Source organism: Nocardia nepalensis, assembly GCF_048910785.1.
GTDB lineage: Bacteria > Actinomycetota > Actinomycetes > Mycobacteriales > Mycobacteriaceae > Nocardia > Nocardia nepalensis.
Genome location: NZ_JBKBET010000005.1, coordinates 389,230 through 404,767 on the forward strand (window position 1 = coordinate 389,230; position 15,538 = coordinate 404,767).

Annotated in this window: 13 protein-coding genes, 1 tRNA gene and 1 pseudogene; 6 read left to right on the forward strand and 9 right to left on the reverse strand. The window is 66.3% G+C overall.

Features of this window, described 5'->3' with window-relative positions:
- Positions 1-16: 16 nt before the first annotated feature.
- The 4 genes from ACHQ4I_RS06125 to ACHQ4I_RS06140 form a co-directional block, all read right to left on the reverse strand.
- Positions 17-622, reverse strand: coding sequence for a TetR/AcrR family transcriptional regulator (locus tag ACHQ4I_RS06125; RefSeq protein WP_420770673.1), 606 nt, complete (start codon positions 620-622; stop codon positions 17-19).
- 2 nt (positions 623-624) lie between these two features.
- A complete protein-coding gene (locus ACHQ4I_RS06130) occupies positions 625-1,824 on the reverse strand; it encodes an acyl-CoA dehydrogenase family protein (RefSeq protein ID WP_420770674.1) in 1,200 nt (399 codons plus the stop codon).
- A complete protein-coding gene (locus ACHQ4I_RS06135; RefSeq protein WP_420770675.1) occupies positions 1,824-3,053 on the reverse strand; it encodes an acyl-CoA dehydrogenase family protein in 1,230 nt (409 codons plus the stop codon). Before ACHQ4I_RS06135 ends, ACHQ4I_RS06130 begins: the two co-directional genes overlap by 1 nt.
- 132 nt (positions 3,054-3,185) lie before the next feature.
- On the reverse strand, positions 3,186-3,731 hold the full coding sequence (locus ACHQ4I_RS06140; protein ID WP_420770676.1) for an ElyC/SanA/YdcF family protein: 546 nt from the start codon (positions 3,729-3,731) through the stop codon (positions 3,186-3,188).
- A 150-nt stretch (positions 3,732-3,881) separates the two neighbouring features.
- Between ACHQ4I_RS06140 and ACHQ4I_RS06145 the strand changes: the two genes are divergently transcribed.
- Both ACHQ4I_RS06145 and ACHQ4I_RS06150 read left to right on the forward strand, forming a co-directional pair.
- Entirely contained in the window at positions 3,882-5,204 is a 1,323-nt protein-coding gene (locus tag ACHQ4I_RS06145) for a UDP-glucose dehydrogenase family protein (protein WP_420770677.1), read from the forward strand.
- Positions 5,205-5,355: 151 nt separating this feature from the next.
- Complete coding sequence (locus tag ACHQ4I_RS06150) at positions 5,356-6,687, forward strand: DUF7159 family protein (protein WP_420770678.1); 1,332 nt, start codon at positions 5,356-5,358, stop codon at positions 6,685-6,687.
- Positions 6,688-7,177: 490 nt separating this feature from the next.
- Here ACHQ4I_RS06150 and ACHQ4I_RS06155 read toward each other — a convergent pair.
- From ACHQ4I_RS06155 to ACHQ4I_RS06165, 3 genes and pseudogenes are all read right to left on the reverse strand, one after another.
- Positions 7,178-8,452 (reverse strand): annotated as a pseudogene (locus tag ACHQ4I_RS06155) (YibE/F family protein); the annotation flags it as partial.
- Positions 8,453-8,934: 482 nt separating this feature from the next.
- On the reverse strand, positions 8,935-10,191 hold the full coding sequence (locus ACHQ4I_RS06160) for a pyridoxal phosphate-dependent aminotransferase (protein WP_420770834.1): 1,257 nt from the start codon (positions 10,189-10,191) through the stop codon (positions 8,935-8,937).
- 245 nt (positions 10,192-10,436) lie between these two features.
- Positions 10,437-11,777, reverse strand: coding sequence for an NsdA family TPR-like regulatory protein (locus tag ACHQ4I_RS06165; protein WP_420770679.1), 1,341 nt, complete (start codon positions 11,775-11,777; stop codon positions 10,437-10,439).
- 225 nt (positions 11,778-12,002) lie between these two features.
- On the opposite strand from ACHQ4I_RS06165, the gene ACHQ4I_RS06170 reads away from it, so the two are divergent.
- A complete protein-coding gene (locus ACHQ4I_RS06170; protein WP_420770680.1) occupies positions 12,003-12,458 on the forward strand; it encodes a hypothetical protein in 456 nt (151 codons plus the stop codon).
- Between the two features lie 282 nt (positions 12,459-12,740).
- Here the strand turns inward: ACHQ4I_RS06170 and dcd are convergent, their stop codons facing one another.
- Positions 12,741-13,313 (reverse strand): dCTP deaminase, encoded by a 573-nt coding sequence (gene dcd, locus ACHQ4I_RS06175; RefSeq protein ID WP_420770681.1) that lies wholly within the window; start codon positions 13,311-13,313, stop codon positions 12,741-12,743.
- Positions 13,314-13,442: 129 nt separating this feature from the next.
- On the opposite strand from dcd, the gene ACHQ4I_RS06180 reads away from it, so the two are divergent.
- From ACHQ4I_RS06180 to ACHQ4I_RS06190, 3 genes are read left to right on the forward strand one after another with little or no spacing between them, the layout of a single operon-like run.
- The gene (locus ACHQ4I_RS06180; RefSeq protein ID WP_420770835.1) at positions 13,443-14,489 is read left to right on the forward strand and encodes an iron-containing redox enzyme family protein; all 1,047 of its coding nucleotides are present in this window, start codon (positions 13,443-13,445) and stop codon (positions 14,487-14,489) included.
- A gap of 12 nt (positions 14,490-14,501) precedes the next feature.
- Positions 14,502-15,143, forward strand: a complete 642-nt coding sequence (locus ACHQ4I_RS06185) for a HemK2/MTQ2 family protein methyltransferase (RefSeq protein WP_420770836.1) — start codon at positions 14,502-14,504, stop codon at positions 15,141-15,143.
- Positions 15,127-15,336, forward strand: coding sequence for a CDGSH iron-sulfur domain-containing protein (locus ACHQ4I_RS06190; RefSeq protein ID WP_420770682.1), 210 nt, complete (start codon positions 15,127-15,129; stop codon positions 15,334-15,336). Before ACHQ4I_RS06185 ends, ACHQ4I_RS06190 begins: the two co-directional genes overlap by 17 nt.
- Before the next feature lie 54 nt (positions 15,337-15,390).
- Here ACHQ4I_RS06190 and ACHQ4I_RS06195 read toward each other — a convergent pair.
- Positions 15,391-15,461: transfer RNA gene (locus tag ACHQ4I_RS06195), tRNA-Gly, on the reverse strand.
- Positions 15,462-15,538: the final 77 nt, after the last annotated feature.

Here is a 15,538-nt window from a genome sequence, read left to right on the forward strand (position 1 = left end):
CAGGCGCAAAACGCCGTCATTCGGTCTCCTTCGGATGCCTGCCGGATGCGGCGGAGACGAGCAGTTCGACCATGGCGGTGGCCTTTTCGGATCGCGGCGGATCGCCGGTAATGACATCGCTCCAAACGAATGCTTCGCCGATGCGCACGATGGCGTAGGCGAGATCGCGGATCTCGATGCGCGGGTCGAGATCCGGCAGTCCGGCCAAACGTGCGGCGGCCCAGTCGATCATGCGGCCCTGCACGACGGTGTAGCCGGAGGTCAGGACGCGCAGGCCGTACTCCGGATCGTCGGCAACAAATCGGGACAGCGGTTCGAAGGTGCGCACGGTATCGGCGAGCTTGCCGAAATTGCGGACGAAACGTTCGGCCGGCTCGCCATATCCGCGCGCCTCGACCCGGGTGATCGCCTCCGCGATGACCCGCCACACCACCTCGCCGATCACCACTTCCCTACTGCCCCACCAGCGATACAGCGTGGCACGGCCGATGCCGAGTTCGCGGGCCAGCTGCTGCATATCGATGCGTCGGCCGTCCAGGAACCAGCGGTGCGCGAGGTCGATCACGTCCTCGCGCACCGCCTTCGGCGATGTCGCCATCGGCGAGCCCGCGCCGCCGGACATGGTTATGGCCTCGTCAGTGCCGCGTAGCGGGCGAGGTGTTGGTCGCTGGAACCGAATTCGTGTTCGATCGCGGTCAGGCGCTTGAAATAGTGGCCGATCGCCAGTTCCTCGGTCATGCCCATCGCACCGTGCAACTGCACCGCGTTCTGGCCGATGAATCGCGCGGCCCGACTGATGGTGACCTTCGCGGCCGAGACCGCACGCGCCCGATCCGCCGCAGCCGCGCCCAGCGAGTAGATGGCCAGATATACCGCGGCGATGGCCTGCTCGAGTTCGATGTACATATCGACCATGCGATGCTGGAGCACCTGGAAGCTGCCGATCGGCTGGCCGAACTGCTGGCGCTGTTTGGCGTATTCGACGGTGTCCGCCAGGACCTTTCGCATGCAGCCGACGGCCTCGGAGGCGATTGCCGCGATCGCCTCGTCCACGGTGGCGTCGATCGCGTCCCACGCCGCGCCCTCGGCGCCGAGCAGCGCATCGGCCGGCAATCGGAAGCCGGTGCAGGTGATGTCGGATCCGACCCGGTCATCGATCGTCCGGTACGAATGCACCTGCACTCCGGCGGGCGGATCGGTGGCGTCGAATTCGGCTAGGAACAGCGAGATTCCGTCCTTATCGCGCCGATCCCCGCCGGTGCGCGCGGTAATGAGGAGATGGGTCGCCAGCGGCGCGCTGGTCACGACGGTTTTGACACCGTCGATCACCCACGAATCACCATCGCGGCGCGCGGTGGTCGATACATCGTGCAGCGTCTGACCCGAGGTCGGCTCCAGTGCGGCGAAGGCGGTCCGCGCATCACCGGAAACGATCCGCCGCAGTACCGAATCGGCCCGCTCGCCGCCGGAGCGGTTCAGCAGCCCCGCGCCGACCACCACGGTGTCTACATAGGGCTCGACGACCAGCGCGCGGCCGAGTTCCTCGGTGATGATCATCAGCTCGACCGGACCGCCGCCCATGCCATCGACCCGCTCGGGCAGGGTGGCCCCGAGAATGCCGAGCTCCTCGGCGAATCCGCGCCACACACCCGGCTGCCAACCGGCATCGGATTTCGCCGCGCCGCGACTCTTCGCCCACCCGTCGCCCGACCGCCGCCCCTCATGGAGTCGCTCCGCGACGCTGCTTTGTCCGTAACGGGCGCCGAGGAATCCGGCCACCGCGTCGCGGAGGAGTTCCTGCTCATTGGTGAAGGTGAAGTCCATCAGAGCCCCAATGCTGCCTTGGCGAGAATGTTTCGCTGAATTTCGTTGCTGCCCGCGTATATCGAACCCGCACGGTCGTTGAAGTAACGCAGCGGTGCGACCGCCTGCCAGTCCTCGCCGCTGCGATAACCGTCCGCGGGCGGAGTGAATTCGGCGATCGGACCGCCGGGTTTGGTGGCGTGCGGCTGATAGACCCGGCCCTGCGGACCGGCCGCCTCCAGCGCCAATTCGGTGAGCCGCTGACTCAACTCGGTGGCCAGGATTTTCAGCATCGAGGAGGCCGGACCCGGGTTCTTGCCCTGCGCCATTGCCGAAAGCGTGCGGTACTCCAGGATTTCGAGTACCTCGGTGCGAATTCGCGCCTGCGCCAACTTCGCCGCGAACGCCGCGTCATCGATCAGCGGATTGCCGTCGGGTCCGGTCTGCCCGGCCGCCGCGGTGGCCACCTCCTGGGCCATGACCTGCAGCATCGGCGAGGCCGCGCCGCCGCGCTCGTGGACGAGCAGATATTTCGCCACCGTCCAGCCGTCATCGATCCGGCCGAGCACATTGGTCTTGGGCACCCGGACGTTATCGAAGAAGACCTGATTCTGCACCTGTTCGCCGGAGGTCATCACCAGCGGGCGAATCTCGATGCCGGGCGTGGTCATATCGATCAGCAGGAAGGTGATGCCCTGCTGCTTCTTGCCCTCGCGCGAGGTCCGGACCAGGCAGAAGATCCAATTCGCCTCGGTCGCATGGGTTGTCCAGATCTTGCTGCCGGTGCAGACGAAATCCGCGCCGTCGTCGACGGCGGCCATGGTCAGCGATGCCAGGTCCGAACCGGCCTCCGGTTCCGAATAGCCCTGGCAGAAGAAGATTTCCCCGGTCAGGATGCGCGGCAGATAGAAGGCCTGCTGCTCGGGCGTACCGAATGCGACGATCGCCGGCGCAACCATCCGGATGCCCATCGGCGAGAGCGACGGCGCACCGGCCAGCGTCGACTCGCGATTGAAGATGTAGTGCTGGGTGAGGCTCCAATCGCATCCGCCGTGCTCCACCGGCCAGGCCGGTGCGGCCCAGCCGCGCTCGTGCAGGATGTGCTGCCATTGCATGCTCGCCTCATGGTCCGGATACACACTCGTCGCCAAGTGCCCGGCCCGCCGCAGCTCCGGCGTCAGCTTCGCGGCGAGAAATGCGCGAACCTCGTCGCGAAAAGCCAGATCGGCCTCTGACCAGTCGTAATCCATCTGCCCTCCCAGAGGGTGTGCGTCATTGCATGGGTGCGAGCCTGCGGCCCCACGAGACACAATCTACGTCTGTCTCACCCCGGAAATCAAACTGATGCCACCCGCCTGCACTTGACCTGGGTGGGCGTGGCGCTAGCAGTCTTCGAAGACGGCCTTGATGAAACCGGCGGATTGGTAGACGTAGTCGTAGGCCCAGCGCAGCATCGACAGACGCGGTTGCGGGTCGAGCATGAGCAGCTCACCGTCCCAGCATTTTCCGAGGATGTAGCGAGCCCGCGAGATATGCGGGGTGAAGGTGATGACGATGACTCGCCGCCAGTTTTCGGCGGCGGCGAGTCTGGCGAGTTCGCGAGCTTCGCCGCGGGTGGTGCGCGGTGCCGGATCGAAGCAGGTGACCTGGAAGCTGTAGCGGCTGTGGCAGATTCGATTCAGCAGTGCGCTGTTCTCGTACGGGTCGGAGAAGAGCACCCGAGGGGCGTAACCAGCACTGGCCAGCCGCAGCCCCAGCTTTTCGCGTCCGTCGTGCGCGCCGCCGAGCACCAGGATCGCGTCGGCCCGCGCGGGTGCGTCGACCCGAGGCCGGACGTAAACCGGCCACAGACCCGCGACCAGGACCAACACCGCGACGCCGAGCACCAACCAGGCGTTGCGTGCCCGGTTTTTGCGGTGGCTTCGCACAAGATCGATGGTAACTGGAGCTTCGCCGGAGCTGTTTGCACAGGTCAGCAGGGGTGTCGACGATTCGCGTCGCCACCTGTACATCTGCTGTTGCCGAGACACTTGCCTCGCTGACCTACGGCGGCCATCGGCGGGACCTATCAATCGATCATGCGATGCACAGTCTTCGGAACCGGGTACCTCGGGGCCACGCACGCTGCGTGCATGGCCGAACTCGGGCACGACGTGATCGGCGTGGATATCGATCCGGGCAAGGTCGCGAAGCTGTCCGATGGCGTGGTGCCGTTCTATGAACCCGGGCTCGAGGAGGTGCTGCGGCGGAACCTGGATGCGGGTCGGCTGCGGTTCACCACTTCTTACGCAGAAGCGGCGGCCCATGCGCAGGTGCATTTCCTCGGGGTCGGGACGCCGCAGAAGAAGGGCGAGTACGCCGCGGACCTGAAATATGTGCACGCCGTTGTCGATACGCTCGCCCCGTTGCTGGAGCGGCCGTCGGTGATCGTCGGTAAGTCGACGGTGCCGGTCGGTACCGCGGCCGCGCTGGGCGCGCGGGCACGAGCGCTCACCGACGCCGCGGTCGAGGTGGCGTGGAATCCGGAGTTCCTGCGTGAGGGTTTCGCGGTGCAGGACACGCTGCGCCCGGATCGCCTGGTGCTCGGCGTCGATCGCGAGCGCGAGGCCGCGGCCTGGGTCGAAGAACTCGTGCGCGAGATCTACGCGGACCTGATCGAGGCCGAGGTGCCATTCCTGCTGACCGATCTGGCCACCGCCGAATTGGTGAAGGTCTCCGCGAATGCCTTTCTCGCGACCAAGATTTCGTTTATCAATGCGGTATCGGAGGTGTGCGAGGCGACCGGCGCGGACGTCACCGTGCTGGCCGACGCACTCGGCTACGACGCGCGCATCGGCCGCCGATTCCTCAATGCCGGACTGGGTTTCGGCGGCGGCTGCCTGCCCAAGGATATTCGCGCGTTCATGGCCCGCTCCGGCGAACTGGGCGCCGATCACGCGGTGGCCTTCCTGCGCGAGGTCGACAACATCAATATGCGCCGCCGCACCAAGATGGTCGATATGGCCGCTCGGGCCTGCGGCGGATCGCTGCTCGGCGCCAATGTGGCGGTGCTCGGTGCGGCGTTCAAACCCGAATCAGATGATGTGCGTGACTCGCCCGCGCTGAATGTGGCCGGGATGATCCAGCTGCACGGCGCGGTGGTGACGGTGTACGACCCGAAGGCAGCGGAGAATTCGCGACGTGTCTTTCCCACTTTGAATTACGCCACATCGGTGACGGAGGCCTGCGATCGAGCCGATGTGGTGCTGGTGCTGACCGAGTGGGACGAGTTCGTCGCATTGCGTCCGCAAGACCTCGATCCGATGGTCCGGAACCGGTCGATAATCGACGGCCGTAACTGTCTCAATCGTGCCACCTGGAGAGATGCTGGATGGGTGTACGCCGGACTCGGCACACCGTAGAGTTGCCTGCGACGCGGGGGCGACGCCGGGACGATCAGGTCCTGCCTTCGGCATTGTCGGACGTCGGCGGTAGGGTCCCGAGGGCGGGCCAATCCACCGACGATCGGCGCAGGCTCGCATGTCGTGATGTGTGAAACGGGATGGGCAGCTGATGAGTTCGGTTCTGGGAGTTTCGGTGGGGGCCGGCGCCGTCCGTATGGCGCGGCCACACCCCGGGAACCCCCACGGCCCGGTGGCACCGCATTCCTTTGATCTGCAGACCATTCCCGTCGTAGAACACCAGGTGGAGGAGCTGGCGGCCGAGGCGATCGGCGTCACGCTGGAGTCCATGCCCGGCATTGCCGCCACCGCGATCGCCTACCGCAGCGAGCAGCATGCCAGGGCGCTGCGGGCGGCCATGGCGCGCCAGCAGCTCACCAATTACGAACTCGTGCCCGAAATCGTCGCGGCGCTCGAATTCGCGCAGTCCACGGGGGATATTCGCGGCATTTCCTCGCTCGTGGTGTACGACCTCGGCAGCTCCGGACTGACCGTCAGCGTCGTGGACACCCAGACCCGCGAGATCCGCCACAGCGAACGCACCAGCGATATCAGCGGCGACTACCTCGATTCGCTGATCCGTGAACAGCAGATCGCCTCGGGCCGGATCGCGCATCCGCCGGATTCGGCCGGGCTGGCCGCGCTGGACGCACTGTGCCGCGAGGCCAAGGAGCAGCTGTCCACGAACACCGCCGTGGCCCTGCCCAGCGAACAAGGCCTGGTGCTGCTCGCCCAGGAGAATTTCGAAGCCCTCATCATGCTGGCGATCGAATCGTCGGCACGGATGGCGCGCGATGTCATCGTGCGCTCGGATCGGCCGGTGCACGGTGTGCTCGCGATCGGCGGCTGCGCCCGTATTCCGCTGATCGCCAAGGTGCTCGAACGCTGGATGGGCGTACCGGTCATCGTGCCCGACAGCCCGGAGACGGTGGTCACCCGCGGCGCCGCCCTGCTGGCGCGTCCGGTGCGCACCGTGGTCGCCACCCCGCAGCAGCACGCGCCCGCCGCGGCAGCGATGCTCGATGACGACGAACTCTCACCCGCCTGGCTATCGGCACCACCCAAGCGCCCCCGCCGCAAGCGGGAGATCAACGGCGCGGTCCTGACCGTCAGCGCACTAGCCGTGGTCGCCGCGATCGGACTCGGACTCGGCTACGGCCCGCAGGTCCTGGAACGCGATTCACAGAGCAGCGACCGCTCCACCTCGGTCTCCCCGACCAACCCGCCGCGCACCACCACCCTCGACCCGCAGATCGCCGTCGCCCCCGCCACCACCACCGAGACCAGCGAATCACTCGCCGCACCACCCCCGCGCCGCGCGACCACCACCGAGCCCTCGCCCACCCCTGGCCCGAACACCATTGTCGTGCCCGGCCTTCCACCGATCGTGGTGCCGACTATTCCGCCGGAGATCTTCCCCTTCCCGCCGCCCGGTCCGCGCTGACCCGGTCCGCTTCCGCCGCGTTGCGGGGTGGAGGATGCCGGGCGGAGCGTCGCCGGTCGGGAAGCGGACGTCGGCGGCCAGCGCGATCCGCAGTCCGCGCGTGGAGTATCCACATGTCGGGCTGTGGTCAGTGGGGCTGCGCCCGGGAAAGCGGCGGCTACCTCCGATGCCCTGGGGTGTCGTCGTCCCAGGGGTCTTCGAAGCCGCGGGGTGGGGTGCGGTAGCCGCGCGGGTCGGTGTCGTAATCGGGTTCGTATTCTTGCGGATCGCTGCGGTAGCCGCGATTGCGGTCGTATGCCCGGGGATTCGGGGATTGGTCGTCCCGGGAGACCTGCCTGTGCGAGCCGCTGCCCGGCGCATCGTCCCTGGTTTGATCCGAGATCCGCTGGCGTCCCGTATCTCTGGTATCGGTGGCGACCCCGGCGCTGGACGGGTTGGGCGATGCGGACGGACGCGATGGACCGCCGGAGCGACGGGCCGGTCCCGCGGACTTGGCGTGCCGGGAGTGGCGGGCGGGGGCGGCGGGTTCGGGCTTGCGGCCGAACGGGCGGGCGAGCATGACGGCGATGACGGTGGTCAGCGGGACCGACAGGGCAAGGGCGATGCCGCCGACGGAGGAGCGGGCGATTTCGATGGCCACCGCATCGCCGGTCAGGACGTCGCGGATGGAGCGGCCCGCGACGCTGAACAGCAGCAGCAGCGGGAGCGCACCACCCGCGTAGGCCAGCACCAGGGTGTAGACGGTGCTGGCGATGTGGTCGCGGCCGACCCGCATGGCGGCGGCGAAAACCTCGCGACGCGAGGCGGATTCGTCGATGGCGGCGAGTTCGAAGGCGGCCGACGCCTGGGTGATGGTGACGTCGTTGAGCACACCGAGCGAGCCGATGATGAAGCCCGCCAGCAGTAGGCCGGTAATGCTGACGTGCTGAATGTAGGTGGCGACGTTGGTGTTCTGTTCCTCGGATAGCCCGGTCAGATGCGTGATCTTGATGGCAACCCAGGACAACACCGCCGCCACGATCATCGACGTCAACGTGCCCAGCAGCGCAGAACTGGTCCGCAGATTCACGCCGTGCGCGAGATACAGCACGGCATACAGGATCAGCGCACCCGCGACCAGTGCGACCGGAATCGCGGGCTTGCCGTCCAACAGCGCGGGCAGCATGAACAGCACCAGCACCGCGAAGGCGAAGACCAACCCGAGCAGCGCCCGCAGCCCGCGCCAGCGCGCCACCGCGATGACCACGACCACAAAGGCCAGCACGATCAGGGTCAGCGGCAGCCCACGGGAGTAGTCCTCGAACGAGTACAGCGGCATGCCGCTCGGATCGGTCTGCCGGACGATCCGGATGTGGTCACCGGCGTGCAGATCGGGTTGTCCTGGCCCGGGCGCGATTTCGAACAGGGTGCGGTTGCCCTTGTGCGGGCCGGAGTCGATGCTGATCAGACTGCGTTGGCAGGTGTAGCCACCGGCGCGCGGCTGTTCGGGTTTATCGATGAACACCTTGCCGATCGAACTGCTGCCGCAGGCACCGATGTCCTGCAACACCACGGTCCCGGCCTCGGTCTGCACCGCGCCGCCGCCCGCGTTCTGCATCGGCAGCGGGATATCGATGTGCTGACTGCTCGGCCACAGCGCGATGGCGGCGATGACGACGACGACACCGATCGCGGCGAGCAGGCCGACGACGACACGGGCGGCGGTCGCGCCGATCGCGATGGGACCCGAATGGTCGTGGTGATGGTGATGGTGATGGTCACTCATGCCGCCGCCTCGACGCTGTGTCCTCTAGTGCGCGACGCGCGCGGTGTTGTCGGTCGCTGGCTCACCGGACTCCTACCTTTTCGTCTGTCGTCCCGGGTGCGAGCTTAAAGGATTTCATTTTCAAGATCGGCTTCGCAGACCGGACGGCGAACGACATGAAGTGGAGTCGGAAAGATTCCGAATGGAAAAAGCGGGAGGGGGCGGCGGAGAGCAGGGGGATGTCTCCGCCGCCCGCAGGTTGGCGCCCAGGGGGGTAGGCAGCCTAACCCGAGGTCAGGTTGTCCAGGGGGGGTAGACAACTTGACCGGGCACTCGAAGTGCCAAGAGACACTGTACACAAAAAGTCTCGTTTAGCGCTAGCTAGTAACTAAAACTCCCAAATATTCGTACGCCGGGTATGTTTTGGTCCCTGAAGCGGGGCGATCCGGTTGCCCGGGGCACGCTGGTACCAGGTATTTCCAGCGACCGAGCAGTCGCTACCCCTACTGCCGATAGCTCGACAGGAAGTTCCCGAAGCGCTCGATCGCGACCGCGAGGTCCCGCGCCCACGGCAGCGTGACGATCCGCAGATGATCATGATGCGGCCAGTTGAATCCGGTCCCCTGCACCATCAGGATCTTCTCCTGCAGCAGCAGATCCAGGATCAACTTGGCATCGTCACGGATCTCATAGACGTTCGGATCCAGCCTCGGGAACGCGTAGAGCGCACCCTTCGGCTTCACACAGGACACACCCGGAATCATGTTCAGCCGTTCCCACGCGACATCGCGCTGCTCCAGCAGTCGCCCGCCGGGCAGGATCAGATCCTCGATGCTCTGATGCCCGCCGAGCGCGACCTGAATCGCGTGCTGCGCAGGAACATTCGGGCAAAGCCTGGTCGAGGCGAGCAGATCGATGCCCTCCAGGAAGCCAGCCGCATGCTCCTTCGGTCCGGTGATCGCCAGCCAGCCCGAGCGGTAGCCCGCGACCCGGTAGGCCTTGGACAGTCCGTTGAAGGTCAGGCAGAGCAGGTCGGGCGCGAGCGTCGCCAGCGAAATGTGCTTGGCGTCGTCGTAGAGGATCTTGTCGTAGATCTCGTCGGCGAGCAGCAGCAGCTGATGCTTGCGCGCGAGGTCGACCAGCTGCTGGAGCACCTCGGTGGAGTACACCGCGCCGGTCGGGTTGTTCGGGTTGATGACCAGCAGCGCCTTGGTCTTGGCGGTGATCTTCGATTCGATATCGGCGATATCGGGCTGCCAGCCGTTGGACTCGTCGCAGAGGTAATGCACCGGGGTGCCACCGGCCAGGCTGGTCATGGCGGTCCACAGCGGGTAGTCGGGCGCCGGGATCAGCACCTCATCACCGTTGTCGAGCAGCGCCTGCATGGTGATGGTGATCAGCTCGGAGACGCCATTGCCCAGGTAGACGTCGTCGACATCGAGTTCGGGGAAGCCGGGGACCAGCTCGTACCGGGTCACGATGGCGCGCCGGGCCGAGAGGATGCCCTTGGATTCGGAGTAGCCCTGGGCATACGGCAGCGCGGCGATGATGTCGCGCATGATCACATCGGGCGCCTCGAATCCGAAGGGCGCGGGATTGCCGATATTGAGCTTGAGGATGCGATGCCCCTCCGCCTCCAGCCGTGCCGCGTGCGCGCCTACCGGTCCACGAATTTCGTAGAGGACGTTCTGCAGCTTCGTGGATTGCTCCAGCACGCGCGGCGGGTGATGCGGTAGATGGCTAGGACTCACCCGTCCTATGGTGCCATCCTCCGCAACTGTGTTTTTTGCCGCGCGGGCGCGGCGTGTTCGCGGCCCCCTTGGTCTCGCGGCTGACCCTTTCGAGCGACCTGCAAGCAGTCGCTAGCGGCGCCGTCGAGACTCGCGCCTTCGGCGCATGCGCTTCGACGACTCGGACGCGAGACGGGCCGCGAACGGGTCGCTCGTAAGACTCGCTCCGTGGGGGTGATGTGAGTGCGAGCGTCGCCCGACAGCAATCGCTCGGGTTACGTCGCCGTACTGCCCGGCGGGATGCCCTTGGCCGCAGTGGATCCGCAGAATTCTTCGATCCGTTCATCGAGGAAGCGCGCCTCCACCGCATCGCGGAACGCCGGTCCCGCGATCCGCTGCCGTACCCCGATGAGCCGTTCCTCTAGTTGTGCGATGCGCTTGTCCTCGGCGAGCCCGAGCACCGGGAGCAGGGCGGCGGCCGCGCCGTCCAGACTGCCGTTGATCAGATGTGCCGCGGCGCTGTCGACCCGGGCCAGGGCCTCGGCGCCGTAAGAGCGCCGCTCGGAAGGGCCGTTCGCGTATATCTCGATGGCTCGCTCGGTCGCGGCCAGCGCGGGTTCGGCCTGGCCGAGGTGGATGTAGGTCGCGCCCGCGTAGTAATGGGCCTTCGCCTCGTTGAACCCGAAGACGCCGCCGATCTCGTCGTGCAGGGTGTCGGTATCCGGCGCCTCGCGGGCTTCGTCCGCGGCGCGAATGCAGCGATCGGCATCGGCATGACTGCCCAGCCGGGACCAGATTCTCGCCTCGATATTCAATAGTCGAACCTTGGCGGTGGCCGATTCGGCGAACTCCTGCCCGCTCTGCGCGAGCAGTACGCCGCGGCGCGGACGGTCGGACCAGTATTCGATGAGCGCGTGCATGCCGCGGGTCCAGGCGCGCAATCCGTTGTGACCGCACAATTCCGAGTAGGCCCAGGCCGCTCTGATCTGCTCGCCCGCGGCGTCGAAGTAGCCCAGATCGGTGCTCGCGTTGGCGAGCAGTCCCGACAGTGTGCCCGCCAGCAGATAGAGATGGCTGGTATCGGCGGGTCGCTGATGGCCTTCCAACAGCCGGTACACCCGGCGTCGCACCCGCAGCATCTCCACCATCATCGGCACGGGTGGGATGTGCACGTAATCGTTCGCGATGCGCGTGACATCGGCATCGAGCTGTTCCAAGGTGGTGGCACCCACATTGGTACTCTCGGCCTGGCCGGCGTGCTCGCTCGCCTCGTGGGCAGCCGCCATGATCAGATCCCTCTCCGAAATCGCTGCTAACGCATCACCTCTCATCGCACCAGCGTCTATGAGAGCCAAAAGGTCCGCGTCGGTCGAATAATTGACGCGGGCCGTGGTATCGGCCCGCATATCGAATCCGGGCGCGGCCGGTCGATCGAATACAGGCTGATCGATCATGGCCGCGAACCGCGCCCGCACAACATCGTCGGACCTGGCCAGAGACGTGTCGAGAGCGGCTTGATTGATCGGCCGCGGATGGACCCGCGCGCCACCGGCCTCCCACTTCGAAACCAGGCGCTCGTGGACTCCCAGGTGTGCCGCGAACTCCCGGATACTCATCCGCCTGGCATCACGAAGGGCACGGGCCTCCCTACCTGACCACTGCCTGACCACGATGTCATCCCTTCCGAACGAACATCTTTCCAGGGTACGAGTGGTTTGTGAGTGCGGCCACACCAAAAGCGTTCCGCTATCAGAGGCAGCGGAATGGCAGTGGAAGGCGGGCGGGTGGGCAATAGCCGAATCGCGGTGTGGCACAGGACCCTTGGATGAAGGAGGCAAGGAGTGGCCGTGAATGTGGAAAAGCTCAGAACAGTCGACGATTGGGTGACCTTCTACCGGCACGAATTCGGACTACCGGTGACCGAACGTGGCGGATTCGTGATGCTGCCCATCACCGGCCGGATCTGTGTTGTCCATCTGCCGACCATTCGGGCCGAAAAGGTCAGGGCCGCACTGGAACAGCAGGGGACGAGGGGTCCCACGCTGGCCAGGCAGATCCGCTGGAGCTTCCTTGCCGAGCCGGACAGTCGGCCGGGTGCGCAGGTATTGGAGGTGTTGAACCGTCTCGATATAGGCATACCCGCCATCGGCAGTGCCGTGATGTTGCCGACCGGACTCGGGCGGTGGACCCGGGAAGGGTGCTTCTGGGTCAACCCACCGAGTCGCGGTGACACGCTCCCACCGTTATCCGTCATCATCACGACGGCCCTGGCGGTGGGGGCGGGCGGCGGGGACTGAATGCGTCGTCGGTCCCCGCCGCCGGGCCTACCGAGTCCGCCCCTCTACTGGCAGTCGACAGGGGCGGGCTCGGTCGGGTGTTACGAGCCATTTCCATGGGCGAAATGGGCAGTGAAAGGGCACCGCAGTTGCATGCTGGAGCCGAAACCCGTACGCCGGCGCGAGATTCGAGCGAGACGAGGAAGATCGTTCGGGTCGACATCGAAGGCGTACGGGTTCCTGCCGCCGTTCGTAACTACTTCCGGCCCCCCCGAAACCCGCACTGCCACCGAATAGATCGGCCTAGGTGGGCAGCGGGAAGTTCAAGTAGGACCGCGAGGGGGTCGGCCCACGCTGGCCCTGGTACTTCGAGCCCGCGGTGGTGCTGCCGTAGGGGTGCTCGGCCGGACTCGTCAGGCGCAGCAGGCACAGCTGACCGATCTTCATACCCGGCCACAGGGTGATCGGCAGATTCGCCACATTCGACAGTTCCAGCGTGATGTGGCCGCTGAAGCCCGGATCGATGAAGCCCGCCGTCGAATGCGTCAGCAGGCCGAGCCGTCCGAGACTGGACTTACCCTCGAGCCGACCGGCCAGATCGTTCGGCAGCGTGCAGACCTCCAACGTGGAGCCGAGCACGAATTCGCCAGGATGCAGTACGAACGGCTCACCCTCGTCGGGCTCGACCAGGCTGGTCAGCTCGTCCTGACGTTGCGCCGGATCGATATGGGTGTAGCGGGTGTTGTCGAATACCCGGAACAGCCGATCGAGTCGCACATCGATACTCGACGGCTGGATCAGGTTTTCCAGGAGCGGCTCGACGCCGAGACGCCCAGCGGCGATCTCCGCACGGATGTCACGATCGGAAAGCAGCACGCCGACGAGCGTAGCGCCTGCTGGATGACGCTCCGCAGCCGCCGCATGGCCGTGACCGACATCACCGGCGGCAACTCCGGTCAGGGCAGATGTGGCGATAGATTCGCCGCGGTCGGGTATTGCGCAATCATGACGGCGGTCGACACTTCGGCGCCCGCGCTGCCCCGGCCGCGCGGGGAACTCTCCGCGGGGATCATCGAGACATTGCGCGGGGGCATCGGTCAGTCCGTTCCGGCCGTCATCGATGCGGATCCGTACGGCGAAGATCTGCAACTGGGACTGCAGCTGTGTTACGAGTTGCACTATCAGGGTTTCGACGGCGTCGATCCGGCGTGGGAGTGGGATCCGCGGTTGTTGGAATTGCGGGCCGGATGCGAGAAGCGGTTCCTGGACGCGCTCCTGGGGGATGTGCCGGGCGGCACCGACCTGGACGCCGAGTTGGCACGGTTGGTCGTCGAGCCCACCGAGCCGACCGGCATCAGCGCGCACCTGCGGCAGGCGGGTGAATGGTGGCAGATGCGTGAGTATTTCGTGCATCGATCGATCTACCACCACAAGGAGGCCGATCCGTATGCCTGGGTGATCCCCAGGCTGCGGGGTCAGGCCAAGGCATCGCTGGTCGCGGTGGAGTTCGACGAATTCGGCGGCGGGCGCGGCGAGCGCGTGCACGCACAGCTCTACGCGGATCTGCTGACCGGGGCCGGGCTCGATTCGGCCTATCTGCACTACCTCGATGTGGTGCCCGCGCCGATGCTGGCGGTGGTCAACATGATGTCGTTATTCGGGCTGCACCGGCAGTTGCGCGGCGCACTGGTCGGGCATTTCGCAACCGTCGAGACAACATCGTCGCCGGGCGCCGCACGGATGGTCGAGGCCCTGCGCAGGCTCGACGCGGCCCCGGCGTGCCTGCTGTTCTACCGCGAACATGTGGAGGCGGACGCGGTGCACGAACAGGTCATGCGACGTGATGTGATCGGTGACCTGATCGCCCGACACCCCGAGCTGACCTCGTCGATCGTCCTCGGCATCCAGGCCACCAACCTGCTCGAAGACCGCTTCGCCGACCATGTTCTGGCCCGGAGCTGGGCACACGGCCGCAGTTCACTGCGCAGCCCCGGGCTCGGCGAGCCCGATTCGATACCAGCCGGTCCGATTGCCGAGCAGCATTCGGGTTAACCGACGAATGTGATGTTGATTCGCCCGCCCGGCGTCTATCGCCCGCAAGCGGATACCTGGTTGCTCGCCCGCGCCATGCGGGATGCGCCGCTGCCGCCCGGCGGACGCGCGCTGGATGCCTGCACGGGAACGGGCGTACTCGCGATCCACGCGGCATTGGCCGGAGCCGCCTCGGTCACCGCCGTCGACATTTCTCGAGCGGCGCTCGCCGCGACATGGCTCAACAGCCGGATCCGCGGCATCGGCGTGGAGCTCGTCCGCGGCGATGTCGCCACCGCGCTGGCCGACCGCCGGTTCGATGTGGTTGTCGCCAACCCGCCCTATGTACCGAGCGCCACCCCGGGTCGGGGGCATGCGCGCGCCTGGGACGCCGGCCACCACGGCCGGGCCGTGCTGAACCACCTGTGCCGCAGGCTGCCGACACTGTTGACGCACAACGGTGTCGGCCTGATCGTGCACTCCGCGCTCTGCGATCCGGATCGCACCCTCGCCGAACTGCGCGGCGGCGGACTGAAGGCGGCGATCGTCGCGCGGGCCATCCTGCCGTTCGGTCCGGTAATGCGCAGGCGCGCCGCCTGGCTCGAGGCGACCGGTCTGATCGGTCCACGACAACGACATGAGGAGCTGGTGGTGATCCGTGCCGACCGAATCTGATCCGGTGCGCCGACTGTCCTTCACCGCCGACGGGCCCGTACTGGTCGAGGGCCCCGTCGAGCTGGTGACAGCCGACGGCCGGACACTGCACTGCGACCGTTTCCTGGTGGCCATCTGCCTGTGCCATCGCTCGAAGAACTACCCGCTGTGCGACACCAGCCACCGCAAACACTGCCGCGACCGACCCGCGTAGACCTGCGGACAAGCGAAAGGCCCTGACCTCGAAGTGCTGGTCAGGGCCCTTTTGAGCCGATGACGGGAATCGAACCCGCGCCGTCTGCTTGGGAAGCAGAAGTTCTACCATTGAACTACATCGGCAGTGCGCTATGCGCGTCCGCGACTTTATCAGACCAGGCACTACGCCGGTCAACTTCTTTGATCCGGAGTCCGGACCG

What these genes read in the sequence shown, in the direction of transcription:
- ACHQ4I_RS06125 (WP_420770673.1), bottom strand. Translation starts at nt 622, where the DNA reads ATGTCCGGCGGCGCGGGCTCGCCGATGGCGACATCGCCGAAGGCGGTG.
- ACHQ4I_RS06130 (WP_420770674.1), bottom strand. Translation starts at nt 1,824, where the DNA reads ATGGACTTCACCTTCACCAATGAGCAGGAACTCCTCCGCGACGCGGTG.
- ACHQ4I_RS06135 (WP_420770675.1), bottom strand. Translation starts at nt 3,053, where the DNA reads ATGGATTACGACTGGTCAGAGGCCGATCTGGCTTTTCGCGACGAGGTT.
- ACHQ4I_RS06145 (WP_420770677.1), top strand. Translation starts at nt 3,882, where the DNA reads ATGCGATGCACAGTCTTCGGAACCGGGTACCTCGGGGCCACGCACGCT.
- ACHQ4I_RS06150 (WP_420770678.1), top strand. Translation starts at nt 5,356, where the DNA reads ATGAGTTCGGTTCTGGGAGTTTCGGTGGGGGCCGGCGCCGTCCGTATG.
- ACHQ4I_RS06165 (WP_420770679.1), bottom strand. Translation starts at nt 11,777, where the DNA reads ATGAGTATCCGGGAGTTCGCGGCACACCTGGGAGTCCACGAGCGCCTG.
- ACHQ4I_RS06180 (WP_420770835.1), top strand. Translation starts at nt 13,443, where the DNA reads ATGACGGCGGTCGACACTTCGGCGCCCGCGCTGCCCCGGCCGCGCGGG.
- ACHQ4I_RS06185 (WP_420770836.1), top strand. Translation starts at nt 14,502, where the DNA reads ATGTTGATTCGCCCGCCCGGCGTCTATCGCCCGCAAGCGGATACCTGG.